Consider the following 26,494-nt stretch of genomic DNA (forward strand, 5'->3'; position numbering starts at 1 on the left):
TCCGGCTCTTTCCTATTTTGCTAATTCACAAATAATTTTGGTGCATCCATCCAAACCAAATTCACCACTGTCTAAACACAAATGATAATTTTTGGCTTGGCCCCAATGTCGATCGGTATAGTATCTATAATTCGCTGCGCGTTTTTTATCTTTATCTCGCAAACGTTTTTCTGGTGCTACATCGGTTTCTCCATACACCTCAACAATGCGTTTTACTTTTTTCTCGGTGGATGCATGAATAAACACATTTAAACAATCTGTATGATTTCTTAAAATATAATCTGCACTACGACCAACGATTACACAATTTCCCTTTTCGGCTAGATGTAAAATAATTTCTTGTTGCTTAGCCCACAATTGATCTTCAATCGAAGACCCATTGGGTGATCGACCAATAAAGGCATAACTAAAAATATTCGTTCCCGATGCATATTCCCCACGTTTTTCGATATAGTCTTTCGAAAAGCCCGTTTCCATGGCAATTTCTTCAATGAGTTCTTTATCATAATAGGCATAGCCTAAGTTTTCGGCGACTTGTTTCGCAATGGTACGTCCACCACTGCCAAATTCACGACTAATTGTGATTATACGTTTCATACTATCCTCCTACAATCCAATTTCTTTTTTCACACTGCGATACATCAACCATGCCACGATGGCACCACACAATTCCGCAATTGGGAAAGCCCAGAAGGTCAAAGATGGATCACTCGCAAAACGAATAAATAACCAAGCCAAAGGAAGATCAACCAACACCATACGAATCAAAGAAACAATCAAAGAATACATTCCTTTTCCTAATGCTTGGAAAATACCTTGCAGGGCAATATTGACACCCGCAAATAAGAATCCTGTCACAATGATCTTCATGGCTTGCACACAAATCGCAATGATTTCGGGTGATAGTGCAAAAATACTAGCCAATGGATTCGCAAAGATTTCCATAACGATCATACAGATACCCAATAAAATCACAGTATCCAACGTACCATATTTGATACTATCTCTAACCCGTTGTTTATCGCCTTTTCCATAGTTATAGGCAACCAATGGAATCAATGCGTTATTTAAACCAAAGCCCGCAAAGAACGCAAATTGTTGGATTTTATAATACACACCATACGCAGTGACATAATTTTCAGAAATACCGGCTAAAATAATATTGACACCATAGGTCATAAAGGACATCAACGCTTGGAGAATGATGGCTGGAATACCAATTTGGTAAATATGAAGAATAATATCTTTTTGTGGTTTTAAATAACGAACTCCATTTTTGATTTCTGGATTATAAAAATAATGGAAGAACATATTCAATGCCAAGGTGACCATTTGACCAATGACCGTTGCATAAGCCGCTCCACTAATTCCCATGACTGGAAGGCCAAACCAACCAAAAATCAAAACGGGATCCAAGAAAATATTAGTGAGTGCTCCAGCCAACTGAGCAACTGTGGTTTGTAAGGTCTTGCCTGTGGATTGAAGCAACTTTTCATATACCATACTTAAGATCACGCCAAATGAAAGGAAGACACAAATGGATAAATATTGCGTACCCAAATGTAAGACCAATGCATTGGAGGATTGGGATCGTAAATAAGCATTCAATCCAAAAATACCAAACAAGAAAAAGACAATATAGGTACAAATTCCTAAAAATATCGCATTGCCCGTTGTCTTATTCACGGTTTCAAACTCTTTTTGTCCTAAGAATCGACTAATCAATGCATTGACACCGACACCAGTACCAACACCAACGGCAACCATCAACATTTGAATGGGAAAAGCCAAAGTCAAAGCATTCATGGCCTGATCGGCAATCTTAGGGATTTGCGATACAAAATAACTATCAATGATATTGTATAAAGCTTGTACCACCATGGAACAAATCATCGGAATACCCATGGTCAGGATCAATTTTCGAACGGGTTGTATCCCCATTTTGTTTCCTGATTGTATTGTGTTTGTTTCACTCATCAAATCTACCTTCTTTCTAAAAACAAAAAAAGTGGCGCTTCACGTAACCTGATACATATTTGTATCTAGATTTACGCTTACGCCACTTTCGGTACGCGTATTTTATACCATTTTATTTTCAAAAAAGTCAACTTTTTTTGATCGTACACGTGGTTCTAATTTGGTCATGATCTGTTTCCGGAATTTAAAAATCAAAGCTGCCAAGATAGCAAGAACAATGATGATTGGCAAGAAGATATGCCAATTTACCGTTAAGAAGGCATCGCCACAAACCACATCTAATGCAATCGATGGCAAACAACCCATCGCTAAAGAGCGTAAAAAGCCGCCAAAAGTCACAGTTGTTCCAGCGGCAATAAATGGAATCGTTCCATTGGGAACCACAGGTAATAAACACATATACAAAACAACTCGTTTGGGATCTTTCACTTGTTTCATCAATTCTTCTACTTTGGGATTGCGTCCATAGTTGATATTCTTAGAAAGATCCATATTTCTTTTTCGAGCCCACAGAAACATACAAGCATTGATAATAATATTGGTGATGTAGCAAATCAAAATCCCTTTTATTCTTCCATAGACGATACCGGCGGTTATATAAATCGGTAATGCCGGAAGAACGATCGATATTGTTTCCAAGACTTGGAGGATGATCAATACATATTCGCCAATACGTCCTTTTCCACGAATATAAGCTGTTAAACCGACAATGTCATTTTTTTCGATATATTGTACGATCTTGGGAGAATGTTGCAGCAATAGATGCAACACAAAAAGACCAGCCAACACAATGCAGATAATTTCTATTGTTACGAGGATCTTTTTTGTCCTTTTCATATGTTGCATGGTATCAAATAGTTGGTATGGAATCAATTGCTTTCTTTTGATAAATGTTTTATCATTGAAGAAACAAAGGCGTTAAGAAATTCGTTTCTTAACGTCTTTTTTTTAAACGCATCTTTCAAAAGTCATAACAACCACTTTCAGAGCTTGTGTTATACTGATAGAGTACGTAAATATGCTTAAATGTATAGGAGGAAAAAATGAAAAACGCAAAAGATAGAATCTCATCCCTCCTTGATCCAAACAGTTTTGTTGAATTAGGGGCAAGGGTAACTGCCCGATCGACGGATTTCAATCCCGGTGCGAAAAAAGCTCCTTCCGATGGTGTCGTTACCGGATACGGTCTGATTGATAATCATCTCATCTATATTTATGCACAAGATCCATCTGTTTTAGGTGGCAGCATTGGTGAGATGCACGCTAAAAAAATTATTGCTTTATATAAGTTGGCGATTTCTACCGGTGCACCCATCCTGGGACTCTTAGATTCCATTGGCCTTCGTTTAGAAGAAGGCACCGATGCCTTGCATGCATTTGCTGGCATCTATCAAATCATGTCAAAAGCTTCCGGGCTCATTCCCCAGATGAGCGTTGTCTATGGAAAATGCGGCGGTGGCCTCGCTTTGATTCCTAGTCTTAGTGACTTTACTTTTATGGCCAAAGATGCGGAATTATTTGTTAATTCGCCCAATGCCTTAACGGGAAATGTCGAAACAAACAATGATACTTCACTGGCTCAAGCCAAAGCCACCTCTGGCAATGTTGATTTTGTCGGTGATGAAACAGAAATCATTGATGAAATTCATAAATTAATGGCTGTATTACCAGCCAATAATGAAGATCATCGCATTCTGGCCGATATGGATGACTTGAATCGGTCCAGTGAAAACACCGATATTGATCCAAAATTGATTTGCCAAGATTTAGCCGATTCGCATGTATTTTTAGAAACCAAACAAGCCTATGCCAAAGATATGATCACAGGTTTATTGCGACTGGGCGGTCATACCACAGCCATTATTGCGAATAATGATTCATCCTTAACAAGCAATGGTTGTCGCAAAGCCACGCGTTTGGTACGCTTTGCGGATGCGTTTGATTTACCAATCATCACTTTGACAAATGTGAATAGTTTTGCAACAAATCTTGCGGAAGAAGATACGATTGCACTAGCTGCTGCAGAATTAACGGAAGCCTTTGCGGATGCCACTTGTCCAAAAATCAATGTCATCATTCAAGAAGCCATGGGTTCCGCCTATGCTGTCATGAATCCCCAAGCTGATTTTACGATGGCTTTTCCCGATGCCAAGCTTGGTATGATGGCAGCGGATCTAGCAGCCAAGATCGTTGCTGACAAAGATGACGATCTTTCGGAAGTCACAAAATCCTATGATTCTTTACAGAATAGTATTGAAATGGCTTGTGAAAGAGGCTATATCGATCAAATCATCGAACCTATCGATTTGCGACGTCACTTAATTGGTGCGTTAGAAGTTCTATACAGTAAACGAAAGAATTTTCAACGCAAACACCCAACTATTTAGTAAAAAGAGAGGATCGATCATGAGAAAAATAATATTTTCGATTTTCTTGCTATTTGCCTTTATCTTGAGTGGATGCAGTTCTTCAACCACTTCGGATGAAGTCAAACTAGATGGCACCAAAAAAGCATCCTATTATCAAATGGCCGTACAATATGTGGAAAAACTAGAAAACCACTATCAAACAAATACTTCGATCAAGGATGATAGCTCGGTCATCCAAAACGCGATAGAAAGCTACAATCATGCACGAAGCGATATAGGTCGAATGGATCTAAAAACCGATAAAGATCAAAATGGGATTCCGGATGCGATTCATTTTACTTCCATCACCAAAAATAAAGATAACGACTATGTTATCACAATTACGATGAAGGGAAGCAAACATAATGCCGATGAGATGTTGACTATCAATCCCGATGACAATGCCATCCTTGGTTTAAGTACAACGGTTGATTATAGTCGTAGTGAATTAATGGGACAAGCTGCAAAGAACATGGTGATTGGCATGGGCACGACCTTTACCATCTTACTGTTCTTATGGTTTGTCGTTTGGTTAATGGGAAAAATGATTGGGAAACAAGAAGTCCCTGCCACTGTTTCTGAACAAACCAATGAAAATGAAATGGATGATCTACAACTCGTAGCTGTGATTACCGCAGCGATTGCTGCGAGTCGGGAAGAAACATCGACCGATGGCTTTATTGTTCGATCGATTCATAGAAAGCAATAGGAAGAAGGAATTGAAATGAAAGAATATACGATCACAGTCAACGGTGTCGCTTACGATGTAACCGTTGAAGAAAAAGAAAGTGGATCGGCTACGCCGGCTCCATCCACCGCTGTCATGGCTGTTCCACCAAAGAAAAGTACAGGCGCTGGTTCGATTCCCATCAAATCAGGTACAGCCGGAAAAGTATACAAAATCGTCGCTTCCGTTGGACAAGGAGTAAAAAAAGGCGATGCCGTTATCATTATTGAAGCCATGAAAATGGAAATTTCCGTTGTGGCTCCGCAAGATGGAGTCGTTGCTTCCATTGATTGTGCAGCCGGCGATAACATTGAATCTGGTGCGTTATTAGCCACGTTAAAATAGGATAGAGGTCATTTTATGAGCTATATCACAAACACATTAAGTAATTTAATCCAGCAAACTGCTTTATTCAATATTTCTTGGGGAAATATTTTAATGATCGTTGTGGCTCTTGTTCTCTTGTATCTTGCCATTGTGAAAGGTTTCGAACCTTTATTACTTGTCCCCATCAGTTTTGGCATGTTGTTGGTCAATATTTATCCAGACATCATCAAAGCACCAACTGAAGGTAGTGCTGGTGGCCTATTGTGGTATTTTTTCCAATTGGATTCTTGGTCCATTTTACCTTCGTTGATTTTCTTAGGTGTCGGTGCCACCACAGATTTTGGACCTTTGATTGCCAATCCGAAAACCTTTTTGTTGGGGGCAGCCGCTCAATTTGGTATCTTTGCTGCCTACTTTGGAGCCATTGCGTTAGGTTTTAATGGAGCACAAGGTGCTGCCATTTCCATTATTGGTGGTGCTGATGGTCCAACATCCTTGTTCCTTGCTGCTAAATTGGGACAAACCAGTTTATTGGGTCCCATTGCGGTAGCTGCTTATTCCTATATGTCCTTGGTTCCGATCATTCAACCACCCATCATGAAGTTATTGACTAGTGAAGAAGATCGTAAGATCAAGATGGAACAATTACGTCCGGTATCCAAACGAGAAAAGATCTTATTCCCTATCGTGGTTACGATCGTTGTTTGTTTGATTCTTCCTTCAACAGCTCCATTAATTGGTATGTTGATGCTTGGTAATTTATTTAAAGAATCGGGTGTTGTCCGGCAATTAACCGAAACCGCATCCAATGCGTTGATGTATATTGTTGTTATTTTATTAGGTACTTCCGTTGGTGCAACGACCAGTGCAGAATCCTTCTTAAACGTGACGACCTTAAAAATCGTCGCTTTAGGCTTGATTGCCTTTGCCTTTGGTACAGCAGCCGGTGTCTTATTTGGTCAACTCATGAAAGTTTTGAGTCATGGTAAGATCAATCCATTGATTGGTTCGGCGGGTGTATCGGCTGTGCCTATGGCTGCTCGTGTTTCACAAAAAGTCGGTTCAGAAGCCGATCCTACCAATTTCTTATTGATGCATGCGATGGGACCCAATGTAGCCGGTGTCATTGGTACGGCTATTGTGGCTGGTGTCTTCATGGCTGTCTTTGGAATCAGTTAATAGAAGGGAGCAGAGAATATGTCAAAACGAGAAAAACCGGTTAGAATTACCGAAACGATATTGCGGGATGCCCAACAATCATTAATTGCGACACGTATGCCGACCAGTGAAATGCTACCTATCATTGAAACCATGGATCAAGTTGGTTACTATGCGGTGGAATGTTGGGGCGGTGCTACATTTGATGCTTGTCTTCGTTTCTTAAAAGAAGATCCTTGGGAACGGCTTCGTAAGTTACGAGCTGGTTTTAAACACACCAAATTGATGATGTTGTTACGAGGTCAAAATCTCTTGGGATATAATCACTATGCCGATGATACAGTCGAGGCTTTCATTCAAAAGTCCGTAGAAAATGGTATTGATATCATTCGTATCTTTGATTGTTTGAATGATCTGCGCAATATCAAAACCGCTTTGCAGGCAACGAAAAAAGCGGGTGCCCAAGCACAGGTGGCTTTGGTGTATACCATTGGTGATGCCTATACCGATGAATATTGGATGCATATTGCTAAAAAGATTGAACGTATGGGCGCCGATTCGATTTGTATCAAGGATATGGCCGGTTTGTTGCTGCCTTATAAAGCGTATGAATTGGTCAAAAATTTAAAAAAAGCTACTAATTTACCGATTGAATTGCATTCGCATTGTACTTCCGGTGTTGCTCCGATGGCTTACTTAAAAGCAATTGAAGCGGGTGTAGATATCATTGATTGTGCCATATCTCCTTTCGCATTAGGAACTTCTCAACCACCGACAGAAGTCATGGTGGCAACACTTTCCAAAACAAAGGCTGATACAAGACTAGATCTTGCTAAATTAAAAGAAATCAATGATTACTTTGCGCCGTATCGGGAAGAATGCATTCAAAATGGTCTATTGAATCCAAAAGTGCTCAATGTCAATATTCGTACGTTGACGTATCAGATTCCTGGTGGTATGTTGTCGAATTTGATCAGTCAGCTACAAAGTCAAAATGCCGAAGACCAATTAACCGAAGTATTAGAAGAAGTACCTCGTGTAAGAAAAGATTTGGGAGAACCGCCATTAGTTACCCCAAGTTCACAAATCATTGGTACTCAAGCGGTCATGAATGTTTTGTTTGGTAAACGATACCAAGTTTCCACCGAACAAACAAAAGATCTTGTTCGTGGTAAATATGGCAAGACCATTCGTCCAATGAATCCAGAAGTAGTAAAGAAGATCATTGGCAATGAAAAACGGATTACTTGTCGTCCAGCCGATTTGATTCCACCACAAATGCCTGGTTTTGAAAAGGCAGTCAAAGACTGGAAGCAACAACCAGAAGATGTCTTGTCCTATGCCTTATTCCCCGATGTGGCGATGGAATTCTTTAAATATCGATTGGCCCAACAAACAAAACTAGATCTAAATAAGGCAGATTTGACCAATAAAGCATATCCTGTATAGGGACTGTAACGATATCGTTGCAGTTCTTTTTTAGATACTTTGATAAATTTATATCTTTCTTTCAACCCTTGGAACAACTATAATTCTTTTTATGGTGACAAAGAAAAGTACGCATTTTTTAAATAAGCGCATGTATTTTAAAATATCCAGAATTTTGATCGGCTTTGCTTGTCTTTATAGTGATTGGCGCATTGCCAGCCTGTTTCATACACCTATTTTTGTCTGGTTGATTTTATTATCAACTATTGCGTTGGGTTATCAAGTCTATGCCGAACACATTGACAACTATTTTATGGGGTATCGACTCATTGCTTTAGTGTCTGGTTTGTATCTGGCTTTTTTGACTTATCATATTTCCGCATTGATTGTCATTGATTTTATGGATATCTTTCTTCATAAGGATTTATCCATCTTGGCTTTGATTTTCAGTATCGCCATCACCATCTATGGAAGAGTCCATACACATACGATCAAAACGATATCATACACGTATAAAACCAATAAATTACCAGTTGGTAAACAATACAATATTGTTCAATTGAGTGATCTGCATATAGGTGAAATCATCGATACAAACTATATCCATCATGTGGTGTGTCAAGTCAATGCCTTGCATCCGGATATGATCGTGATTACTGGAGATATCTTTAATCGAACGAATATGCGCCAACGAAAACACTTTTATCCAATTTTTTCCGAACTTCGACAACTTCAAGCACCGGATGGTGTGTTTGCGATTTGTGGCAATCATGATCCGGCCATGGATAGTTCGTTATGGCAAGCTTTTTTGGAAAAATCAAATATCGTTGATTTAAATAATCGAAGCTATATCAGTAAAGATATTAATTTGATTGGTCGTACCGGTTTGGTTTCCTATCCCACTCGTAAACATTTAAAACGATTGATGCATTCGTGTGATTACCAAAAACCAATCGTTATTCTTGAACATGATCCGGCGGGTATTCTCCAAGCTCAATCCCAACATGCCGATTTGATTATATGTGGCCATACACACAAAGGTCAATTTTTTCCATTCACTTATTTTACACGGTATTGGTATGGAAAAGATTACTATTATGGCAAACATATCAAAAATGGTACTTGCAGTATTGTTTCGGCAGGCACTGGATATTTTGAAATTCCGGTGCGCATTCATACCGATAATGAAATTGTGAAGATTCAACTGCAAGGTTTAAGAAAAGATTGATCACAAGACTTTTCGATACCGAATGATAAATTTGAAAATAATGTAGATATAAATCAAAGTGAACAACGCCAGGATGCCTAATGCGAATGGTCGATCCAATGCATTCATAAAACATAAGAACAATGCGATGAAGATGACAATCAATGGGATGACTCTACCCTGATAGACCCGTTTGATCATATCGTTTCGAGAGTCTTCATCACAGAAGATTTCTTCGTTTTGACCATGCATTTCCCGTTTTGGTTTTCGAAAATAGGCAAACCCATTTAGATCTTGAATATATTCCCACCCACAATCTTGGAACATTTGAATAGAATCATCGGTATTTGCCTGATCATGATAGTCTAACTGATACACAACGTCTTCTGGCTCGCAAGATGTAAATGTATAGGTGATTCCTTTGACATTTTTTAGCTTCCATCCATGTTTATGCATATCTTGCAGATAGTCTTGTTCTTTTTTCCAATCGCTAATATCAAAGTATTTTCGTTGATGCGTAAGCATGTTGGACCTCCTTCATATTCCGATATAATCGTTCAATTCGCTTCATTTCCATTTGCAGGACCGTTTCTCCTAATTCTGTAATCACATAGATTTTTCGTTTTTCTTCTTCACGTACAAACCGGATCAGTCCATCTTTTTCCATTTTGGCAAGACTGCCATACATCGTTCCTGGTGCAATACGTATTTCACCGTTTGTGAGTTTTTCCACCTTTTGAACAATACCGTAGCCATGAGATTCTTTCCGTAAACAAAGGAGAATATAAAAGGCCGTTTCACTCATGGGCACATAGACTTTTTTGATATGTTCATCCATATATATCACCTCGATATATAGCAGTACGATATATAAAAATCAATACCCTCTATACAAATTCCACTTCAACGACAAATCAAACCAGAGTTATTTCGAATTTCTAAACTTGATGGCTATATCATTGTATTTCACTAATAGATGTAGTATCATCTAATTAGTTGATACTACATCTATTTAGGAGAAGTCTATGAGTGAAGAAATGAGAGAAATCACAAAAATTGCACGAGAAGTATCGAAATTTACCGTAAAAACCATGAAAGCCGAAGGCATTGGGACAGGCGAATTTGATTTCATCCATGTGATTCGTCATAATCCGGGGATTACCCAAAAAGGCATTCGTGAAATTCTTGGTTTGGATAAAGGGGCTTGTGCTCGAAGAACAGCATCCTTAGAGGCAAAAGGCTATTTGATTCGGAAACAAGATGAGAATGATAAGCGAAACTGGAAACTCTATGCATCGGATAAAGTGGAACGATTGAAACTGTCCAAAGTTGAAATCGAAAATATCTACTATGATTGGTTAATTCAAGGTTTTAATGAAGAAGAGAAGAAGACGTTTTATTTCCTTCTTCATACCTTATATCTACGAAACAAAACGGAATCCAAAGCAGGATTTCCTCATGTGCAGAAAGCTGTAAAAGAGCATGAAAACCAATAAATTATTAAAACATCCCAATCAGATTCGTACGTATTTTAAGGCGGAGATTCCATTATTGATCATCGTTACGATATCCGGTTTGATCTATAATATCGGCATGTTGGCCGGTCCTTATTTTGAGGGTCAATTGGCTCAGTGTCTCTATGACATCACTAGAAACAAAGCAACTTGGCACGATATGTGGATATTGGCACTGTTGTATGTTTTCGTGATTGCGTTGGTGCAGATTGCCCGTGCCATCAAACGTTTTGGCGTACGGCGATTTGCGAATGACATCAGTCGTTCGATGCGAAGAAATCTCTACAATTCCCTGGTTCATCGGCCTCAAGAAACCGATTTAGGATCTCTTTTAACCAATGCGATTGCGGATGTCGATGTGTGTGCCGAAGGCATTCGTAAATTTACGACCGAACTCTTTGATACCGGCGTTGTCATGATTGCCTATGTATGTATGTTGCTTCACTATGACTGGAAACTAACCATTCTTTGTTGTCTATTTACACCGATTGCTTATTTGGTAGCCAATCAAATGAAAAATGTGGTCACTTTGGCCAATGCTGCTTATAAACAAAGTGCTTCGGATTTAAGCCGTATGACCATGGATCGCATCGAAAACAGCCTAACGTATCGTGTATATGGACGTGAACAAAATCGTGATGCAGCGTATGAAAAGGCCTTAAGCGATTATGAAAGAAAAAGTGCCAAAGCCAATCTTTTCGAAGGGTCTTTGACGCCTTTGTATGATGCCATTGCGATGTTGGGTGCGGTCATGATCCTTTACTTTGGTGGAAAAAATGTCATGGGAACCGGTTGGATTCGTTGGAATCTAGCTGCTTTTACGACTTTTCTTGCTTGCTTCACAAAGTTAGCTGTCAAAACCAGTCATGCGGCTAAACTTTTCAATGCCGTCCAAAAAGCCGAAGTCTCTTGGAAGAGAATCCAACCCTTGATGGAAGAACCGATCGAAGATGATTTTCAAGCCGACGAAGTTCCTTTTACACCTGTTACCTTATCTTTTGATCATGTGTCCATTGGTTCATTGTTGCAGGATATTACTTTTACGGCCAAGCCTGGAGAAATCATTGGAATCACGGGTGAAGTGGCCAGTGGCAAAAGTGTACTGGGAAAAATATTGATTGGTGAAGTCGATTATGCAGGATCCATCACCTTGAATGGAAAAGAATTTCGTGATCTAAGTGAAAACGAAAAAATTTCGTATATTTCCTATATGGGCCATGATCCACAACTGCTTTCGGTTTCCTTCGCAGATAATATTCAATTGGGTACGAACGTTTCGGCGCAGCCCTATCTGGAATTGACAGATCTAGATACAGATTTAAAAAATCGTTCCATTGCGGAAAGTATAGGAGATGCTGGATCGATGTTGTCAGGTGGCCAACAAGCTCGTCTTGCCTTAGCCCGTACATTGGCTCATGCACGATCCATTCTTATATTGGATGATCCTTTTGCGGCCGTTGATAAAAATACGGAAACCAAGGTATTAAAAAATATTCGAAAGACGTTTCCAGAACATACCATTTTATTGATTTCCCATCGTTTGTATCATTTTCCTTCTTTTTCACATGTTCTGTACTTGCATGATCATACCGGTACCTTTCTAACGCATGCGGATATGTTGAAACAAGAAGTTGGATATAAAAAATTATTTGAAGGAAGTGATCGACATGACGAAAAATAACCTTCTAAAAAGTTTCATTCGTACCATGTTGAAACAAAATAAGAAATTGATTGTTTTATTGATCATTGTGATTAGTGGCTCCATTCTAGCAGCTTTGATTCCACCCTTGGTACTTGAAAAAATTGTGAATCATTTAAGTACAAAACAATCCATTTCCTTCTTATTGGCTCTTTCGTATTTTTTATGTATTGTGGTGGCCGATGTTTTAGAATCCCTTCAAAATGCATGCATTACTATTTTTGGTCAGAAAATGACACATGTGATTCGTTCGGCCCTGTGTCAAAAATTGTCGCAGTTATCGCCACAATACTTTCACACCCACAAAGCCGGTGAGATTGAATCTATCTTCACAAATGATGGCGATGCCATTGATGTCCTGTACAGTGATGGCATTGTCAGTATGATGGCCGATAGTTTTAAACTGATTGCCATTCTGATTGTCATCTTTACTCGATCCATCGGATTAGGCGTTTTACTATTGATTGTGACACCATTTTTGTATCTTTTTACTCGTTGGTGCCAAAAGCGGATGAATCAAGCCCAACTCACCAATCGAAAAGCCATCGGTCGTGTGAATAGCCAAGTTCCGGAAACGATTCGTTGTATGCGTATGATTCATACGTTTCATGCCGAAAAATATATGGAAGAAAGCTACGACAAATATATTCAAGAAAGTTATCGTGCCATCGATCAGGGAAATATCATTGATAGTATCTATTCTCCTATCATCTTGATTACCCAAGCCATTGTGGTTGCTATCATGATGATCTTTGCAGCTAGTGGTACTACCTATCGTTCCTTTTTTGGTTTATCCATAGGATCTGCCGTAGCCATGATTGCATATGTAGCCAATATCTTTTCACCTCTTGAAAATATTGGTATGGAAATCCAAAATATTCAAGCAGCTAGTGCTGCCATTCAGCATATTCAAACTTTTTTGAATGAGCCTGATTGGCTTCCAAAAATACAGCCAACCAACAATGATCGAGATATTTATTTTGATCATGTTACTTTTGGCTATGATCCAAACAAACCAATCCTTAAAGATTTATCTTTTACGATTCATGCCGGAGAAAATGTCACTCTTGTTGGTCGAACCGGAGCAGGTAAGTCCACGATTTTTCGGTTATTGACTGGTCTATACGAACCGAATCAAGGAAAGATTTCATTGGCTTGTCATTGTCCTGTGGCACTAAAACCCGAAGAAAGACGAAAGATATTTAGTCTTGTCGAACAGGAATTCACATCTGTTCCCGGAACCGTACGCGATCAAATCACTTTGTATGATACGTATACCGATCAAGAAATTGACAAAGCGTTATCACTTTCAAACCTAAAAGAAACCATCATGGATTTACCGCAAGGGTTGGATACGCCCATGGATGAAACCCTTTTTTCAAAAGGTCAGCTCCAATTGTTGGCGATTGCCAGAGCTGTCGTTTCCAATCCTTCCATTCTTTTATTGGATGAGATTTCAGCAAATTTGGATACGAAAACAGAAAAACGCATCATTATGGCACTTCAAGCATCCAGCCAAGGTCGAACGGTGATTTCCATTTCTCATCGACTTTCGCAAAACATGGGTTCAACTCAAATCATTGAGATTAAATAGATACGTCTTGTATAGGATATTGATATACATACATCCAACTCGATTTTCTTTACGAATCATCTTTTTTCATTTCTGTATGGTATAGTGAATCACACATTAAAAATAAAACGAAAGTGAGGTACATCATGATTCTATATTTTACAGGAACAGGAAACAGTAGACATGTCGCAAACAAAATTGCCAGAGTAACAGGAGATCCAGTTGAAAATATCACTGATCATCTAAGAAAAGATGATATTGGAAGCTATCATTCGAATAAACCCTATGTTTTTGTCGGACCAGTATATGCTGGCCGTTATCCAAAAGTAATGACAGAATAAATTCGGAAAGCACAATTCAAAGGCAGCAAACAAATTTACTTTGTCGCAACTTGTGCCGAAACACTTGGATCACTGCAAAATATACGAAAAAATTAGCCGATGAGAAGCACTTTGAAGTACTTGGCTTTCGTTCCATTCTTATGCCGCAAAGTTATATAACGGGTAGTTTATCAACCCCAGATGCTGAAAATAAGAAGATTCTCTTGTTTGCAGAACCAAAGATTGATGAATTAGCTCCACAAATCAAAGCAGGCGAAAAGATTCCTGAAGAACCTCTTGGAAAATCGTGGATGTCCGGTAGGTGCCATTGAATATGGCAAGAAGACCATTGGCAAGCCAAAATATTATTTGGAGAAGTAAACGGCAAAAAGAGTCATGATTTCAAAAGTTGTGAATCGAGATATTGATACTGTATTTGACTGGTATTATCACTCGGAAAATTTCACAGCTTCACCCATTGTATTCAAATCAAAGTGGCGAGAACCGAAGTACTGGGAAAAGGGTGCCATCCGAGATATTGTGATGATTGCAGGATGGTATAACGAAGAAATTACGAAAGTTGTGACGGGTAAAAAGATCGATTATCGGGTCAATCAATCTTTTCCTCCCGTCCAACAAGATTTTACCGAAACTCTTTTTGAGTCTATCCATGATAACAAGACAAAAGTCACATGGATCATTGATATAGAAGTGCCTGCAAGTTTCATGACCAAGCCAATGACTGCATTTGGTGGGTTTATGGCAAAGAATCTATATGGTACGATCATGAATGCAAGCAAACGAAAATTGGAAACGAGTGCTCATTGAGCACTTTTTTCAATTTCTTAGAGACTCTTATTGTTAACTATAGAACTCTATGAATCATGATTTTCTATAATTGTTTGGTGGAATAAATAACACACTACCCATTAAAAAGTAAAAGAACATATACTTTAGCTATCTACCATTGGAAATATAAGTTGTTTGATGTAAAATGAAAGCGGTTACTATTAAAATGAGAGAAAGGGTGTTACATATGAAACTTCGAAAATTGTTCGTTTCCATACTGTGTATCTTAATGGTTTTCTGTTTTACTGGATGTAGTTCCGAAGCAAAGAAATCAATGGATACAGGCGTGCAATCGGCAAATGCACTTTTAGATAAAAATCAAAAAGCTTACGATATGAGTACGAAAAGCACTTTAAAAAAAGACGTAAAAGATAGTGAAAAAGCCAATAGTGATGCAGATTACAAAAAATCCACCAAGAAGATCAAAAGTGATATCAAAGCATATAAAAACAGCATAAAGCAACTCAAACAGGTCACAAAGCCATCTCAAGATTTTCTTCTTGAAAGAGCAAAAACAGTGGATACAATTACGGATGTCGAAGCAGCCACGGAAGAAACCGATATAAATAACATGATGAATAAAGCTGGCGGATATTACGCCTATATTGCCATGAAATCCTCTCTTGTGACCGATTCATATTACGCGGATCAATCACCTGTAGAAGCAGGAACGGATGGTGGAGCTGTCATCGAAGCATTTAAAACAGTAAAAGCAGCAAAAGCTAGAAACGAATATCTAGCCGCATTTGATACAGCTGGAATGTTTAATTCTGGTTCTCACAAAGTAGTTGGAACCCTGGTCATTAGAACATCTTCTAATCTCACCGCATCACAACAAAAACAATTAGAACAAGCTATAATCGATAAACTTGTTGAGTTAAAATAACAGTCATAAATTGATATGTCGAAAAGAAAACACCATATTTGCGTAACCAAATATGGTGAAATTTTTTTATAAGGGTTGGGGGTGCGGACAAATTCTTGGACCGACGATGACAGGGAGGAAGAAAAATGTCGTTTACGGAGGAAGAGAAAAAGAAAGCACTTCAATTGTATGATGAAACTGGATCGATAGCTAAGGTAATTCATTAACTCGGATATCCAAGCAGACAAAATATGTATACTTGGATCAAGAATCGAGATATCGAAAAGAAACGCAAGAAATATGATGCTACAGATTCACCAGGGCACAGGCGTCATCCATCATTAGAAATAAAACTTGAAATACTTCACCGTTGCTTTGAAGAAGGAGAAGACATAAAATCAATATCAGAAGAATACGGATATTCAAGGACGAGTATTTATAGTTGGAGAAAGCTGTATTTATCTGGAGGTGCAGCGGCGATAATGAATAAAAAGAAAGATTTGCCAAGAGGAACTTTGATCGTTAATGAAGATGCTGATAAGGGTTCCGATAATAATATTGAACTGGCAGCTAAGATAAGAGATCTGGAGCTAGAAAACGATATATTAAGACAGACAATAGAAATATTAAAAAAAGATCAGGGCATTGATCTGTTAAGACTGAAAAACGCAGAGAAGACAATGATAATCGATGCCCTAAGGAATAAATATGCATTGTCCCTGCTTCTTGCAAAACTTCAGATATCCAAGAGCAGTTACTTTTATCAGCACAAGATACAACAATCGCCTTATAAATATGAGGCAATAAAGGTAAAAATTATTAAATTATTCAAAGAAAACAAGGAAAGATACGGTTATAGAAGGATCCATTCACTACTGAGAAAAGATAATATCATTGTATCTGAAAAAATAGTAAGACAAATCATGAAAGATAATAATCTAGTAGTAAAAGTCAGAAAACACAAGAAGTATAGCTCCTATCAAGGAGAAATAAGTGAAGCGGCAGAGAATATTATCAATAGAGATTTTCATTCAGAAAAGCCCAGTGAAAAGGTGCTGACAGATATCACAGAATTCTCAATACCTGCAGCTAATGCAGATTTGGTCAATAGCATGTTGGATGATTATCATTCTAAGCTAAAAGAAGATGAGAAACCAATAGTTCATAGCGATCGGGGGTGTCATTACCGATGGCCTGGATGGATTAATAGAATGAATAAGTATGGATATACCAGAAGCATGTCTAAGAAAGGTTGCTCACCGGATAATTCGGCATGTGAAGGATTCTTTGGCAGGATGAAGAATGAGATGTTTTATGGCCGAAATTTTGTTGGTGTAACAATTTAAACGTTTGTAGAGATTAGCAATGATTATATCATATGGTACAATACCAAAAGAATAAAGGCATCGTTGGGCTATTTGAGCCCTATGGAGTACAGGCAAAGTCTGGGACTAATTTGAAATAACAAGGTCCAAGAATTTGTCCGCACCCCGTTGTATCAAGAACGGTAATCTTTACATCACGTACCATCGTTTTATCTCCTTTCTTATTTTCTTTACATAGATATTTTAAGAGTATCGTTCTTTAGATACCACGATATATCTTCAGATATTTCGTATCATATCTTAAGATTTAATCCATTTGTATAATGCCACAATCGTACTAGATCATTTTTATAACTTTATGAATTATCATAATAAGAACAAAAGCTAATAAGAATAAAAAAAGTCCATAGGCTCAAATGATAAGATGTCAGTGACAAAACAAACACTTATCAATGAGAATCCCATGAACTACACCCATCACTCACTTGTCGATGAAGATGAGTTAAAAATAATCTCATTCTATCCTAGAATGCTATCTATGTACGAATAGTTAAATTGCATTAGAATGTTAAAGGTATTGCTTTATATCAAAAAGACCGATGAAAATGAATAACAGTTCAAAATCATCGGTCCAATTTAATAAGCGAATGAACGACTATGCGATATAGCTCCTATTTACTTTTTTAATTGAAAAGCATGTTTCATCAAATTCCACTTGCGTTATGATACCTTGATTCAACATTTAGTTCAATGAAATCTATAAACAAATCATCGAAAACAAGGGAGGAAGAAGAGTTTTTTAGGTTTCCTTTGTTTTTCTTTGATTTGATTGATGGCATGTTCCAATTTCTTGGTATAAAGTTTATTATATGCAATTACGATTGATTTCTTTTGGTATCGAAAGAAAAAGGTCGAAAAGTTGGCAAACATTTGTTTATCCGATAGTTCAAAACGATTCATATCGGTATAGGCATAGACTTCTTTAGCGTGTCTTCTATTTCAAACGCCAGAATATCTGCCACCTTTTTCCATACACTTTCACCTATTTTCTTACAATTTGAATGACGGTACCGACATGGATCTCGGGCAATGGCTTTTTTTCAACATACATGCTGCCAGGCATTTCCGGTGTCGTATCACCGCTGAAACGGATCGTGCAGTGTCCTAAGCCTGTCAAAGTAACGGGGNGGGCAATGGCTTTTTTTCAACATACATGCTGCCAGGCATTTCCGGTGTCGTATCACCGCTGAAACGGATCGTGCAGTGTCCTAAGCCTGTCAAAGTAACGGGGGCTTCATCCCCAATGCTCGTGATCGTATATTCCTGATCATCAAAGCGGAGCACATCCCCTGCTTTGATCTGCCCATTGATCGGATTGACATCAACGCCATAGCAGTAGTCTTTTAATTCGGCTGGTGCACTGTCACCAAAGATGATCAGAAAGTCAGCTCCTGCAAATGCACCTACATCTTTTCCAATTGATTTTACCTGATTCTTATAAATTTCTTCCATGTCGAATTCCTTCCTTTTCTTCAATATTGTAGTATTTTATTTTTCTTAATTAATTATATCATTAAGCATACAATCCTGCACTAGCTGCAAACGCGATCAATACACGGATCCAACCAGTCAAGAATCTTGAATACATGACACTGACAACACCAACTTCAATGGTTTCTGGCTCAGCTTCTGCCAATCCCAAACCAACAGGGATGAAGTCGCAGGCTGCCTGGGTATTACAAGCGAACAATGCAGGCAATGCCATTTGAGGGGCGATGTTTCCTTTACCGATTTCAGCACCAATTAAAGTACCAACGATCTGTGCGATAACGGCTCCTGGACCTAACAAAGCTGACAAACCTGGAATGGAACAGATGATACCTAGGATCAATAATCCAAAGACGTTACCAGCTAATGGTGTCAAGATTGACGCAAACCAGTTACCAAATCCAGATCCATTGATGATACCGATCAGCAAGCTGACGAATGCCATGAATGGCAGCAATGTTGTGATACATGTCTGGATCGCATCACGTGCCGATTGATAGAATGTGTTGACAAATTTTCCCATGCCCAAACCAATACGAGTCATTATGGATTTATTCTTTTGGGCAGCCAAGGTCTCAGATACTTTTTGATCCGCATTGAAACCATTGCCTTTTGGTTTTTCTTCTTTGGCTGGAGCAGCTTCCACAGCAGCGGCTTCGCTTTCATCAGCTAAAGAGATCTGTTTAGAAGTAACAGCTGATACATAGATATCTTCCGTGATATATTGCGCTAAAGGTCCGGATTTACCTACTGGCATGACATTGACAGTTGGGATACGTTTTTGCGGATAGATACCGCAGCGAAGGGTTCCACCACAATCGATGATGACCATCGCCAATTCATCTTCCGGTGCCGATCCATGGAAACCGTCGACAGGTTCCATACCGCTCAATTCAACGATCTTATCCAAGCATTCAGGAGGAGTTCCACCGCCTGTGATGTACATAACTTTATTTTTCTTTTCTGTTGGTTTGATCACCAATGGTCCACCAAATCCCTGTGGCCCGCGTTCAATACGAATTGCTCTTAATTCTGACATACTCTTTCTCCCTTGCTATTATTCTTGACCCATTTTGTCAAAGCTACGATTTAACTTGATACCTTGTTGTTTTTCAACATATTTTGTTGTGAATTCTGTTGCCCATCCAGAGATGAAGTTGGCAACCCATCCTACTAATAGATAACGAACAGCCAATGGCGTTGCATCCAATCCCAATTTAGTGACACCATTCGCAATTCCCAAGTAAATGAACAACTCGGAAGCGTTGATGTGAGGGAAGATACCGCTGTTGGTATGGCAGTGATAACTTGCGGATGCATAATAAGCTGGCTTGTAGAATTCTGGCAAGAATTTACCAATTGACAATGCAACCGGGTTACCTAACATAAATGCGGAAATAAATGGCAATACAAAGTAACGTAATACCGGATTCTTTCCACAAACCTTAGCGACCTTGTCTACCGATTCCTGACCGGCTAAAGCGATGATGGCATTCATCAATACCAACAGCATTACGACTGTCGGGATGATACCTGTAACCCACGATGTAAATTGCTGTCCACCTAATGCGAACAAATTCATAAAACCTTTTGCGAAACTAACAATTGCGTTCATATTTCTCTACCTTTCCGTCAATCTGTTGACTTGTTTCTGGCAAAGGCGAGCTTCAGCTTCTGTGCTGGACTTGGTGCATCCGGAATTGGTTCACCAGCTACATATTTAGAATACGTCAAAGCGGCATCCTCCACGGCTTTGCGCAAATTCCGATGTGACTTGGGGACCATCTCGCGACTTAGATCTCGCACATAGATGCCTTCAAATCCAGGAAAATCTTTTACTTTGGCCAGGAACGTTGTTCCCTCGATCTTCTTGCTCTGCTGAATCACACCATTGTCATCTATTTGGAACATGACGATGGCTCCTGCAAAGAATCCGCCCGATTTTCGACCGACAACCACCTTACCTTTTCGTCGCAGAGCTACAAACTCTTTATTGAACTGTGACATTTGTTTTGAGCTCAATACAAACTGAATGACAAATGCGATGCCAATCACCAATGCATATAACCAGATCATCATGTTTCCTCCTTTTTAAATTCTATCCGCGTGATTTACCGCCGGAAATATTGTATGTCGTACCTGTGATATAACTTGCACGATCCGATACTAAGAATGCAACCAGGTTGCCGACTTCATCCAATTTTCCATCACGTCCAAGCGGTACCTGTTTACTGTAATCGGTTGAAAGATCTTCCGGTTTCACACCGCGTGTATACGCTAATGCTTCGTTATACGCTGGAGTACGAAGTCCGGTTGCTTCCATGATACCAGGTGCACAGGCTACGACGCGAACACCATATTTACCAAGTTCTTTTGCCCAGGAACGAGTGAAGCTGTCACAAGCACCCTTTGTAGCGGAATAAGCACTTTGTCCCTGGCTTCCTTCTTTACCGGATTCACTTGACATATTGACGATGGCTCCATGTCCCTGTTTGATCAATTCACGAGCAACTGCTTGTGCTACCAAGAACAAACCTTTGACATTGACGGCAAACATTTGATCGAATGTTTTCACATCCAGTTCATATTCCGGATGTTCACCTTTGACATCGACCAGCAATCTTGGTTTATTGATACCGGCATTGTTGACCAAGCCATCAATGTGTCCATATTTATCCAATACCGCTTTTGTCATCGCATTGACACTGTCTGGATCAGTGACATTGCATTGTACACAGTAAGCGCCATCTTTTTCTTCACCGGTTTCTACCGTTAGATCCACGATAACCGCTTTGGCACCGGCCTTGACCAATGTAGTGACTACATGGTTTCCGATACCGGAAGCACCACCAGTTACGATAATAACTTTATCCTCTAAACCTAACCAACTTTCTGACATATTCTCCTCCTTTTTGAACGCCTCAGGTTCTGTTTACACGCATATCATAGGCGAGAAACCCCTTTCATTTAATGCGTTCATTTTCAAGGCAAAAGAAAGAAAATAGTCCACCTCTTTTCCAGAATCCCGAAATTCATTAATACACCTTTTTGCATTTGAAATGAAAAATCATAATTTAACAACTCCTCTTGGATTTATGATCTTTTGAAAAATCAAAAAAAAAAGAATGCACCCAAATCATTGAGGTATTCCCTAAAAGTTGGACATTCTTTAATTACAGATCAATATCAATCTTATAAATTTTTATTGTACCAATATCCAGCATCATCTGTTTTGCGCGGATGCGTTTTGGCAATCTCACTTTTATCACCTACGATCCAATAATCACAAACATCCCCATTGGCACATGTATTTTTACGAATCAGGGTTGCATGCAAATCTTCCATCGCCGGATAATCACCGTTGCAAAGTGCTGGCATCAAATGCAAAAGATGATGGGCTTTGGCAAATTCGGCAATCGGACAACGATCAAATCGATAATGGATGCCTTCCGTTTTAACAAAGGGTTCCACACACATAATGAATCCTGTTTCGGTTTTTCTATCCTTTCTACCCATCCATGCTGCCACTCTAAAAACAAAATGGATGATTCTTAGAATCAAAGCATGATTCGCATCGATGAATTTCCATTTCTTTAGTTTTTCAAATGATGGTAGAAACACAGAACAATTCAAATCATAAATATCCTGCATAGTTGGTTTATGATTGAGTGCTTCATACAAAGCAAAAAGGAAAATACAATCGTAGGTTCCACCTTCTCCATTATGTATACTTTTCTTACCACCAATGTATGGCAACTCTTTTAGATATTGTGCATACTGTTATTCTATACTTTTAAAAGTATCTTCAACCTTTTCTGGACCCACTTTTTCTTTTAGATACGTTTTTACGACTTTTTCTATTGTTTCCGAATACATCACGTGTTTTGAAAGATCGATTCCAAGTTCTTTTGCTCTTATTAAACGATTCGATTTCATACATACTTTCCCTTTAAATCACTCATTTCTTTCAATCAGCTGTGTCAACTGATTGATCATCTTTTCCGGATAGGAAGAAGCCATTGCCGCATGTCCCATTCCCTCAAAACGAATAAATTTCGCATAAGGAAAATGTTCTTTTACATACCGTATATCCCAGTTACGATCCTTTTCTTCCTTTTTGCCATACCAATACTGCAGACAACCACAACTCTTAGGAATATTGTTGGGCATCTTATAATTATTGCAGGAAACAAACGTTCTCCAAATAGTTTTTCTGCTCATAAAATGAAGAACAACATATTGTAAATCTTCTCGACTATATTCTTCCGTGGCAAATGCTTTTTCTAAAAGTTTCAATCCGCCCACTTTTCCCATGGAAACCATCAAAAAATCTCTTTTGGTCTTTTCAAAACATGAATCAAAAGCATTTGCACTGTCCATTCACCCACACCCGGAAGTTTTGAAATTTCTTTGATAAATGTCGCATCATCCGCTTTGATTAGAGATTCCACATCCATCGTTTCCCATTGTTGGGCAATGCGTTGAACATATCCGGCTCGTCGAAGTGTTGTACCTGTCTTCTGTATTTCTTCCGGACTAAAACGGCAAATATTTTCTGGTACGATCGGTGAAAATAATTCTTGGAAACGTGTCCATTCTGTTTCGGCAGCTTTTGCCGAAATCTGTTGTGAATAATATAGAAAATCAATCCAGAGAAAAGGTCTGGCAATAGCTTTCTTTTTGGTTTTTCCATATGAGAAATCACAGCTTTCAACTGCGAATCTCTATGACAAAGCCATGATATTTCTTTCTCATCAAATGGAAAATATGAATCTTTCTTAGGCATACTCTTTTTCTATCCGCAATAAATATTTTTTGGCTTCGATACCAGCGGCATATCCGGTAAGACTACCATTGGCTCCAATGACTCGATGACAAGGAATTAGGATTAGAATTGGATTACAATGATTAGCCATACCAACGGCTCTTGAGGCTTTCTTGTTTCCTATCATCGTTGCTAAATCTCCATGGGTACGTGTCTGTCCATAAGGAATTTGTTGAAGATGTTCCCAGACGTTTTTCTGGAAATCCGTTCCTTCTGGTTTTACGGGTAAATCAAAGCTTTTTCTCTTTCCCACAAAATATTCTCTCAATTCGACTTCGCAATCCTTTACCAGTTCACCGGATGCATTGCCAGAAATAATCTGGTCCGTTGGCATTTTATCGACTTCTGCACTTATACGACCTGCCTGTTCCACACAGAGGATGGCTTCTTGCGAGGCGATTATTCGCAATGGACCAATTGGTGTTTCCATAACACGGCGACTGATGTTATCCGCAAAAATTTGTCGATATCTTGCTGGCGTCATTCCTGTTTGTCGGCGAAAGTGATCATAAAATTCCGATAAATTTTCATACCCAGCCATACTCGCAGCATCGGTAATAGAAATGCCATTTTGTAACATTTGTTTGGCCGCATCAATTCTTACTTGAATCAGATATTCCGATGGTGTGATTTGATACTGCTGTTTGAAGACTTGGGTTAGATGCTTTCTACTTACACCCATTTTCTTCATATCACTGCTCAGTTTTACTCGATCGTTGAAATAATGGTCAAGTAATTCCTTGGTTCTTTCGGATAGTTCAGCAGCTGGATCATACTGCAACAAATCCGGACGACAACGTTTGCATGGACGAAATCCAGCATTTTCTGCATCTTCTTTGGTCTTAAAAAATACAACATTTCCTCGTTTTGGCAGTTTGGATTTACAAGAAGGACGACAGTAAATACCTGTTGTCTTCAAACCGTAATAAAACTTTCCATCATAGGAAGCATCACAGTTTACGACGGCTTCCCACATCTTATCATCGTTCATCTTTTGTCTCCTATTCATTCTCATATAGAAAATTGTGGTACGTTTCTGGTACATGGATGTCAAATACATTCTCTAATAGTTCCACAACCTCATTATTTGTACGCAACTTTTTATACTCTTCTTTACCATTCCGATACACCTTAAATGTGTTACCCACAATTGTTAGATTACTATCAGGTGTAAATATCGATATTTTCATAAACTTGTTAAACGTTGAATCTGGATGTTTCTCACAATAAAAGGAAGGCATGACATAATCCACATCTAGCTGCTCTTCTTCCGTAAAACCAACCAATGGCTTCCATGGCTTTTCTTTTTCTTTCTGCATAAGAACCCATCCATAAAATGGATCTTTTAGATATCGATAATAACTGATTCCATCACTTTGCTCAAGACCTTCTGTCAACTCAAGCGGTATTCTTGGCGATTCACTACGCACACCGACATCACATACGTATCTTTTATGTCGTAGAGATGCGATACCTACGCATCTGAATCACGCCTGGCTCATCCATAAAACGACCAGCATACTGTTTTACTTCATATCCCAGACTTTTCAGCAAATAATAAAACGCACCTTGCAATTCAAAGCAATATCCACCTCGATGATTCAAAATGATTTTTGAAACAAAGATTCCGGTGTTAACGAAAGAGATACACCATGAATCAAATCCAATTTTTCATAAGGAATACGAAATAGATGTAACCGATGCATATCTGTCAGATTCCGCAAGGATACTTCTTTTGTACCTTGCCAATGCATTCGTCGAAGATATTCATTGATCTGTTCTGTGGAATACATAAAAGAATTTAACTCCATATCTTTACCTTCCTGTAGGGAACAGTATCATATTCGTCATTCTTTTTCTTCCAAAAAAGGTGGATTTAATTTTAAAAAACCTCCTTCGCATGAAGGAGGCTAACTCATTTTTCGTTAAATATTATAATTAAGGATAAAACTATTGTTCGTTTTGATTATTGATGGCATTCACAATGCGGTTTGTTTGCATACGACTATTTGTATCATCCACTCGCATGAGCAGATATTTTTGAATTTCATTTCGAGCATCTTCTATCGTTTTCTTATCAAAGATTAGAGCCGATACTCCAATATTTCTTCCTGAATTTTCTGTAATATACATGACTGTTTCAAAAGCTGAAATGATTTCGCCTATGCCAATAAGCAATAGGATCAGTCCTGTAAGGAAAGAATCACTGATTGCCGAAATTCCACCTAAGACAACGATGATTCCGAAAAAGAGTGGTTTCGCATTCAATTTAAAACTGTTATTTACAGAAGATATTTGTGAAATCATGGGTTCATATGTTCGTGAACCAAGTGGGATAAATTTAAGAAATGTATTTGGAATGGTTAGTTTTACACTTCTTCCTGTTACTGTAATCTTACCTTTCATATAAAATGTAAGAAGTGAAGTCATATATGTGTATTCTTTGGCTTCTGTACTTTGTATTGTATTATTTTCCATAATGATTGTCTCCTTAATATTCCCTTTTATATACAATTTTAAATTGTATTAAGTTTCAAAAAAAATAATGGAATCCACTGGAAACCCATATACTTCCTGTATTTTTGGGTAATATTTACTTTGCACCAAACCAGGCTGCTTTTCCCATCGAACAAGAGTACTTTCATCGATACCTAAAGCTTTTGAAGCTTCTTTTAGAGTTAATTTCGCATTCACTCTAGCCGCTTTTAAAGTGATTTTTTGTGGCATATTTTATAACTCCTTTC

General features: G+C 38.5%; 34 protein-coding genes and 1 pseudogene. 15 read left to right on the forward strand and 20 right to left on the reverse strand.

Translation table 11 applies throughout. The features are described 5' to 3' along the window. Nucleotides 1-12 precede the first annotated feature (12 nt). The 3 genes from EDX97_RS05740 to EDX97_RS05750 form a co-directional block, all read right to left on the reverse strand. Nucleotides 13-597 (reverse strand): cytidylate kinase-like family protein, encoded by a 585-nt coding sequence (locus tag EDX97_RS05740; RefSeq protein ID WP_128520224.1) that lies wholly within the window; start codon nucleotides 595-597, stop codon nucleotides 13-15. Nucleotides 598-606: 9 nt separating this feature from the next. Next, entirely contained in the window at nucleotides 607-1,977 is a 1,371-nt protein-coding gene (locus EDX97_RS05745; RefSeq protein WP_128520225.1) for an MATE family efflux transporter, read from the reverse strand. 102 nt (nucleotides 1,978-2,079) lie between these two features. Further along, a complete protein-coding gene (locus EDX97_RS05750) occupies nucleotides 2,080-2,814 on the reverse strand; it encodes a TVP38/TMEM64 family protein (protein ID WP_183164282.1) in 735 nt (244 codons plus the stop codon). A gap of 206 nt (nucleotides 2,815-3,020) precedes the next feature. Here EDX97_RS05750 and EDX97_RS05755 point away from each other — a divergent pair, with 206 nt between their 5' ends. From EDX97_RS05755 to EDX97_RS05780, 6 genes are all read left to right on the forward strand, one after another. Continuing rightward, nucleotides 3,021-4,364, forward strand: a complete 1,344-nt coding sequence (locus tag EDX97_RS05755) for a carboxyl transferase domain-containing protein (protein WP_128520227.1) — start codon at nucleotides 3,021-3,023, stop codon at nucleotides 4,362-4,364. A gap of 19 nt (nucleotides 4,365-4,383) precedes the next feature. Continuing rightward, nucleotides 4,384-5,094 carry an OadG family protein gene (locus EDX97_RS05760; RefSeq protein WP_128520228.1) on the forward strand — a complete coding sequence of 237 codons (711 nt, stop codon included), beginning with the start codon at nucleotides 4,384-4,386 and terminating at the stop codon, nucleotides 5,092-5,094. Between the two features lie 15 nt (nucleotides 5,095-5,109). Beyond that, nucleotides 5,110-5,457, forward strand: coding sequence for a biotin/lipoyl-containing protein (locus EDX97_RS05765; protein WP_128520229.1), 348 nt, complete (start codon nucleotides 5,110-5,112; stop codon nucleotides 5,455-5,457). 15 nt (nucleotides 5,458-5,472) lie between these two features. Further along, nucleotides 5,473-6,618, forward strand: coding sequence for a sodium ion-translocating decarboxylase subunit beta (locus EDX97_RS05770; protein ID WP_128520230.1), 1,146 nt, complete (start codon nucleotides 5,473-5,475; stop codon nucleotides 6,616-6,618). Between the two features lie 18 nt (nucleotides 6,619-6,636). Further along, entirely contained in the window at nucleotides 6,637-8,046 is a 1,410-nt protein-coding gene (locus tag EDX97_RS05775; RefSeq protein WP_128520231.1) for an oxaloacetate decarboxylase subunit alpha, read from the forward strand. A gap of 91 nt (nucleotides 8,047-8,137) precedes the next feature. Further along, entirely contained in the window at nucleotides 8,138-9,253 is a 1,116-nt protein-coding gene (locus EDX97_RS05780; RefSeq protein ID WP_128520232.1) for a metallophosphoesterase, read from the forward strand. Here EDX97_RS05780 and EDX97_RS05785 read toward each other — a convergent pair whose 3' ends face one another. Then, entirely contained in the window at nucleotides 9,254-9,757 is a 504-nt protein-coding gene (locus EDX97_RS05785; protein ID WP_128520233.1) for a DUF2812 domain-containing protein, read from the reverse strand. Next, the gene (locus EDX97_RS05790; RefSeq protein WP_128520234.1) at nucleotides 9,729-10,070 is read right to left on the reverse strand and encodes a PadR family transcriptional regulator; all 342 of its coding nucleotides are present in this window, start codon (nucleotides 10,068-10,070) and stop codon (nucleotides 9,729-9,731) included. The genes EDX97_RS05785 and EDX97_RS05790 overlap by 29 nt, the downstream gene beginning before the upstream one ends. A gap of 187 nt (nucleotides 10,071-10,257) precedes the next feature. Between EDX97_RS05790 and EDX97_RS05795 the strand changes: the two genes are divergently transcribed. The 9 genes from EDX97_RS05795 (at nucleotide 10,258) to EDX97_RS12225 (ending at nucleotide 17,512) form a co-directional block, all read left to right on the forward strand. Beyond that, a complete protein-coding gene (locus EDX97_RS05795; protein ID WP_128520235.1) occupies nucleotides 10,258-10,728 on the forward strand; it encodes a MarR family winged helix-turn-helix transcriptional regulator in 471 nt (156 codons plus the stop codon). Then, complete coding sequence (locus EDX97_RS05800) at nucleotides 10,715-12,427, forward strand: ABC transporter transmembrane domain-containing protein (RefSeq protein ID WP_128520236.1); 1,713 nt, start codon at nucleotides 10,715-10,717, stop codon at nucleotides 12,425-12,427. Before EDX97_RS05795 ends, EDX97_RS05800 begins: the two co-directional genes overlap by 14 nt. Continuing rightward, nucleotides 12,414-14,039 carry an ABC transporter ATP-binding protein gene (locus EDX97_RS05805; RefSeq protein ID WP_128520237.1) on the forward strand — a complete coding sequence of 542 codons (1,626 nt, stop codon included), beginning with the start codon at nucleotides 12,414-12,416 and terminating at the stop codon, nucleotides 14,037-14,039. The genes EDX97_RS05800 and EDX97_RS05805 overlap by 14 nt, the downstream gene beginning before the upstream one ends. A gap of 125 nt (nucleotides 14,040-14,164) precedes the next feature. Next, the gene (locus EDX97_RS05810) at nucleotides 14,165-14,359 is read left to right on the forward strand and encodes a hypothetical protein (protein ID WP_128520238.1); all 195 of its coding nucleotides are present in this window, start codon (nucleotides 14,165-14,167) and stop codon (nucleotides 14,357-14,359) included. 50 nt (nucleotides 14,360-14,409) lie between these two features. After that, on the forward strand, nucleotides 14,410-14,670 hold the full coding sequence (locus tag EDX97_RS05815) for a hypothetical protein (protein WP_128520239.1): 261 nt from the start codon (nucleotides 14,410-14,412) through the stop codon (nucleotides 14,668-14,670). Nucleotides 14,671-14,734: 64 nt separating this feature from the next. Next, nucleotides 14,735-15,166 (forward strand): SRPBCC family protein, encoded by a 432-nt coding sequence (locus tag EDX97_RS05820; protein WP_128520240.1) that lies wholly within the window; start codon nucleotides 14,735-14,737, stop codon nucleotides 15,164-15,166. 166 nt (nucleotides 15,167-15,332) lie between these two features. Next, entirely contained in the window at nucleotides 15,333-16,073 is a 741-nt protein-coding gene (locus EDX97_RS05825) for an EbhA (RefSeq protein WP_183164283.1), read from the forward strand. A gap of 230 nt (nucleotides 16,074-16,303) precedes the next feature. Then, nucleotides 16,304-17,398: an IS3 family transposase gene (locus tag EDX97_RS05830; RefSeq protein ID WP_221175896.1), complete on the forward strand. Its 1,095-nt coding sequence runs from the start codon at nucleotides 16,304-16,306 to the stop codon at nucleotides 17,396-17,398. A 12-nt stretch (nucleotides 17,399-17,410) separates the two neighbouring features. Further along, the gene (locus EDX97_RS12225) at nucleotides 17,411-17,512 is read left to right on the forward strand and encodes an IS3 family transposase (RefSeq protein WP_221175910.1); all 102 of its coding nucleotides are present in this window, start codon (nucleotides 17,411-17,413) and stop codon (nucleotides 17,510-17,512) included. A gap of 907 nt (nucleotides 17,513-18,419) precedes the next feature. On the opposite strand, the gene EDX97_RS12230 is transcribed toward EDX97_RS12225, so the two are convergent. From EDX97_RS12230 to EDX97_RS05905, 15 genes and pseudogenes are all read right to left on the reverse strand, one after another. Continuing rightward, nucleotides 18,420-18,554: a PTS glucitol/sorbitol transporter subunit IIA gene (locus EDX97_RS12230; protein WP_420884695.1), complete on the reverse strand. Its 135-nt coding sequence runs from the start codon at nucleotides 18,552-18,554 to the stop codon at nucleotides 18,420-18,422. A gap of 11 nt (nucleotides 18,555-18,565) precedes the next feature. After that, nucleotides 18,566-18,889 (reverse strand): annotated as a pseudogene (locus tag EDX97_RS12235) (PTS glucitol/sorbitol transporter subunit IIA); the annotation flags it as partial. A 61-nt stretch (nucleotides 18,890-18,950) separates the two neighbouring features. Next, nucleotides 18,951-19,964, reverse strand: coding sequence for a PTS glucitol/sorbitol transporter subunit IIB (srlE, locus tag EDX97_RS05845; RefSeq protein WP_128519335.1), 1,014 nt, complete (start codon nucleotides 19,962-19,964; stop codon nucleotides 18,951-18,953). 18 nt (nucleotides 19,965-19,982) lie between these two features. Continuing rightward, the gene (srlA, locus tag EDX97_RS05850) at nucleotides 19,983-20,540 is read right to left on the reverse strand and encodes a PTS glucitol/sorbitol transporter subunit IIC (protein WP_128519334.1); all 558 of its coding nucleotides are present in this window, start codon (nucleotides 20,538-20,540) and stop codon (nucleotides 19,983-19,985) included. Nucleotides 20,541-20,557: 17 nt separating this feature from the next. Then, a complete protein-coding gene (locus EDX97_RS05855; RefSeq protein WP_128519333.1) occupies nucleotides 20,558-21,004 on the reverse strand; it encodes a transcriptional regulator GutM in 447 nt (148 codons plus the stop codon). 19 nt (nucleotides 21,005-21,023) lie between these two features. After that, a complete protein-coding gene (locus EDX97_RS05860; protein ID WP_128519332.1) occupies nucleotides 21,024-21,824 on the reverse strand; it encodes an SDR family oxidoreductase in 801 nt (266 codons plus the stop codon). A gap of 293 nt (nucleotides 21,825-22,117) precedes the next feature. Next, nucleotides 22,118-22,681, reverse strand: coding sequence for an L-2-amino-thiazoline-4-carboxylic acid hydrolase (locus tag EDX97_RS05865; RefSeq protein ID WP_148039805.1), 564 nt, complete (start codon nucleotides 22,679-22,681; stop codon nucleotides 22,118-22,120). A gap of 24 nt (nucleotides 22,682-22,705) precedes the next feature. Beyond that, the gene (locus EDX97_RS11715; RefSeq protein ID WP_183164284.1) at nucleotides 22,706-22,861 is read right to left on the reverse strand and encodes a hypothetical protein; all 156 of its coding nucleotides are present in this window, start codon (nucleotides 22,859-22,861) and stop codon (nucleotides 22,706-22,708) included. A gap of 18 nt (nucleotides 22,862-22,879) precedes the next feature. Further along, on the reverse strand, nucleotides 22,880-23,305 hold the full coding sequence (locus EDX97_RS05870; protein ID WP_128520243.1) for a hypothetical protein: 426 nt from the start codon (nucleotides 23,303-23,305) through the stop codon (nucleotides 22,880-22,882). 398 nt (nucleotides 23,306-23,703) lie between these two features. Then, nucleotides 23,704-24,741 carry a bifunctional transcriptional activator/DNA repair enzyme AdaA gene (locus EDX97_RS05880; protein WP_128520244.1) on the reverse strand — a complete coding sequence of 346 codons (1,038 nt, stop codon included), beginning with the start codon at nucleotides 24,739-24,741 and terminating at the stop codon, nucleotides 23,704-23,706. 10 nt (nucleotides 24,742-24,751) lie between these two features. Next, a complete protein-coding gene (locus tag EDX97_RS05885; protein ID WP_128520245.1) occupies nucleotides 24,752-25,222 on the reverse strand; it encodes an arylamine N-acetyltransferase in 471 nt (156 codons plus the stop codon). Next, nucleotides 25,203-25,355 (reverse strand): arylamine N-acetyltransferase, encoded by a 153-nt coding sequence (locus EDX97_RS12240; protein ID WP_183164286.1) that lies wholly within the window; start codon nucleotides 25,353-25,355, stop codon nucleotides 25,203-25,205. Before EDX97_RS12240 ends, EDX97_RS05885 begins: the two co-directional genes overlap by 20 nt. Further along, complete coding sequence (locus tag EDX97_RS05895) at nucleotides 25,352-25,561, reverse strand: arylamine N-acetyltransferase family protein (protein ID WP_128520246.1); 210 nt, start codon at nucleotides 25,559-25,561, stop codon at nucleotides 25,352-25,354. Before EDX97_RS05895 ends, EDX97_RS12240 begins: the two co-directional genes overlap by 4 nt. 139 nt (nucleotides 25,562-25,700) lie before the next feature. After that, nucleotides 25,701-26,228 (reverse strand): hypothetical protein, encoded by a 528-nt coding sequence (locus EDX97_RS05900; RefSeq protein ID WP_128520247.1) that lies wholly within the window; start codon nucleotides 26,226-26,228, stop codon nucleotides 25,701-25,703. A gap of 48 nt (nucleotides 26,229-26,276) precedes the next feature. After that, complete coding sequence (locus tag EDX97_RS05905) at nucleotides 26,277-26,477, reverse strand: helix-turn-helix transcriptional regulator (protein WP_128520248.1); 201 nt, start codon at nucleotides 26,475-26,477, stop codon at nucleotides 26,277-26,279. Between the last annotated feature and the right edge of the window lie 17 nt (nucleotides 26,478-26,494).

The sequence above is a fragment of the Absicoccus porci genome (genome assembly GCF_003725415.1).
Taxonomy (GTDB): domain Bacteria; phylum Bacillota_I; class Bacilli_A; order Erysipelotrichales; family Erysipelotrichaceae; genus Absicoccus; species Absicoccus porci.

Coding starts and splice junctions, on each gene's coding strand:
- EDX97_RS05755 (WP_128520227.1), top strand. CDS start 3,021: ATGAAAAACGCAAAAGATAGAATCTCATCCCTCCTTGATCCAAACAGT.
- srlE (WP_128519335.1), bottom strand. CDS start 19,964: ATGTCAGAATTAAGAGCAATTCGTATTGAACGCGGGCCACAGGGATTT.
- EDX97_RS05790 (WP_128520234.1), bottom strand. CDS start 10,070: ATGGATGAACATATCAAAAAAGTCTATGTGCCCATGAGTGAAACGGCC.
- EDX97_RS05770 (WP_128520230.1), top strand. CDS start 5,473: ATGAGCTATATCACAAACACATTAAGTAATTTAATCCAGCAAACTGCT.
- EDX97_RS05860 (WP_128519332.1), bottom strand. CDS start 21,824: ATGTCAGAAAGTTGGTTAGGTTTAGAGGATAAAGTTATTATCGTAACT.
- EDX97_RS05810 (WP_128520238.1), top strand. CDS start 14,165: ATGATTCTATATTTTACAGGAACAGGAAACAGTAGACATGTCGCAAAC.
- EDX97_RS05900 (WP_128520247.1), bottom strand. CDS start 26,228: ATGGAAAATAATACAATACAAAGTACAGAAGCCAAAGAATACACATAT.
- EDX97_RS05760 (WP_128520228.1), top strand. CDS start 4,384: ATGAGAAAAATAATATTTTCGATTTTCTTGCTATTTGCCTTTATCTTG.
- EDX97_RS05765 (WP_128520229.1), top strand. CDS start 5,110: ATGAAAGAATATACGATCACAGTCAACGGTGTCGCTTACGATGTAACC.
- EDX97_RS05830 (WP_221175896.1), top strand. CDS start 16,304: ATGTATACTTGGATCAAGAATCGAGATATCGAAAAGAAACGCAAGAAA.
- EDX97_RS05820 (WP_128520240.1), top strand. CDS start 14,735: ATGATTTCAAAAGTTGTGAATCGAGATATTGATACTGTATTTGACTGG.
- srlA (WP_128519334.1), bottom strand. CDS start 20,540: ATGAACGCAATTGTTAGTTTCGCAAAAGGTTTTATGAATTTGTTCGCA.
- EDX97_RS05775 (WP_128520231.1), top strand. CDS start 6,637: ATGTCAAAACGAGAAAAACCGGTTAGAATTACCGAAACGATATTGCGG.
- EDX97_RS05805 (WP_128520237.1), top strand. CDS start 12,414: ATGACGAAAAATAACCTTCTAAAAAGTTTCATTCGTACCATGTTGAAA.
- EDX97_RS05785 (WP_128520233.1), bottom strand. CDS start 9,757: ATGCTTACGCATCAACGAAAATACTTTGATATTAGCGATTGGAAAAAA.
- EDX97_RS05750 (WP_183164282.1), bottom strand. CDS start 2,814: ATGAAAAGGACAAAAAAGATCCTCGTAACAATAGAAATTATCTGCATT.
- EDX97_RS11715 (WP_183164284.1), bottom strand. CDS start 22,861: ATGAAATCGAATCGTTTAATAAGAGCAAAAGAACTTGGAATCGATCTT.
- EDX97_RS05870 (WP_128520243.1), bottom strand. CDS start 23,305: ATGGACAGTGCAAATGCTTTTGATTCATGTTTTGAAAAGACCAAAAGA.
- EDX97_RS05795 (WP_128520235.1), top strand. CDS start 10,258: ATGAGTGAAGAAATGAGAGAAATCACAAAAATTGCACGAGAAGTATCG.
- EDX97_RS05745 (WP_128520225.1), bottom strand. CDS start 1,977: ATGAGTGAAACAAACACAATACAATCAGGAAACAAAATGGGGATACAA.
- EDX97_RS05740 (WP_128520224.1), bottom strand. CDS start 597: ATGAAACGTATAATCACAATTAGTCGTGAATTTGGCAGTGGTGGACGT.
- EDX97_RS05825 (WP_183164283.1), top strand. CDS start 15,333: ATGAAAGCGGTTACTATTAAAATGAGAGAAAGGGTGTTACATATGAAA.
- EDX97_RS05880 (WP_128520244.1), bottom strand. CDS start 24,741: ATGAACGATGATAAGATGTGGGAAGCCGTCGTAAACTGTGATGCTTCC.
- EDX97_RS05780 (WP_128520232.1), top strand. CDS start 8,138: ATGGTGACAAAGAAAAGTACGCATTTTTTAAATAAGCGCATGTATTTT.
- EDX97_RS05800 (WP_128520236.1), top strand. CDS start 10,715: ATGAAAACCAATAAATTATTAAAACATCCCAATCAGATTCGTACGTAT.
- EDX97_RS05905 (WP_128520248.1), bottom strand. CDS start 26,477: ATGCCACAAAAAATCACTTTAAAAGCGGCTAGAGTGAATGCGAAATTA.
- EDX97_RS05895 (WP_128520246.1), bottom strand. CDS start 25,561: ATGGAGTTAAATTCTTTTATGTATTCCACAGAACAGATCAATGAATAT.
- EDX97_RS05855 (WP_128519333.1), bottom strand. CDS start 21,004: ATGATGATCTGGTTATATGCATTGGTGATTGGCATCGCATTTGTCATT.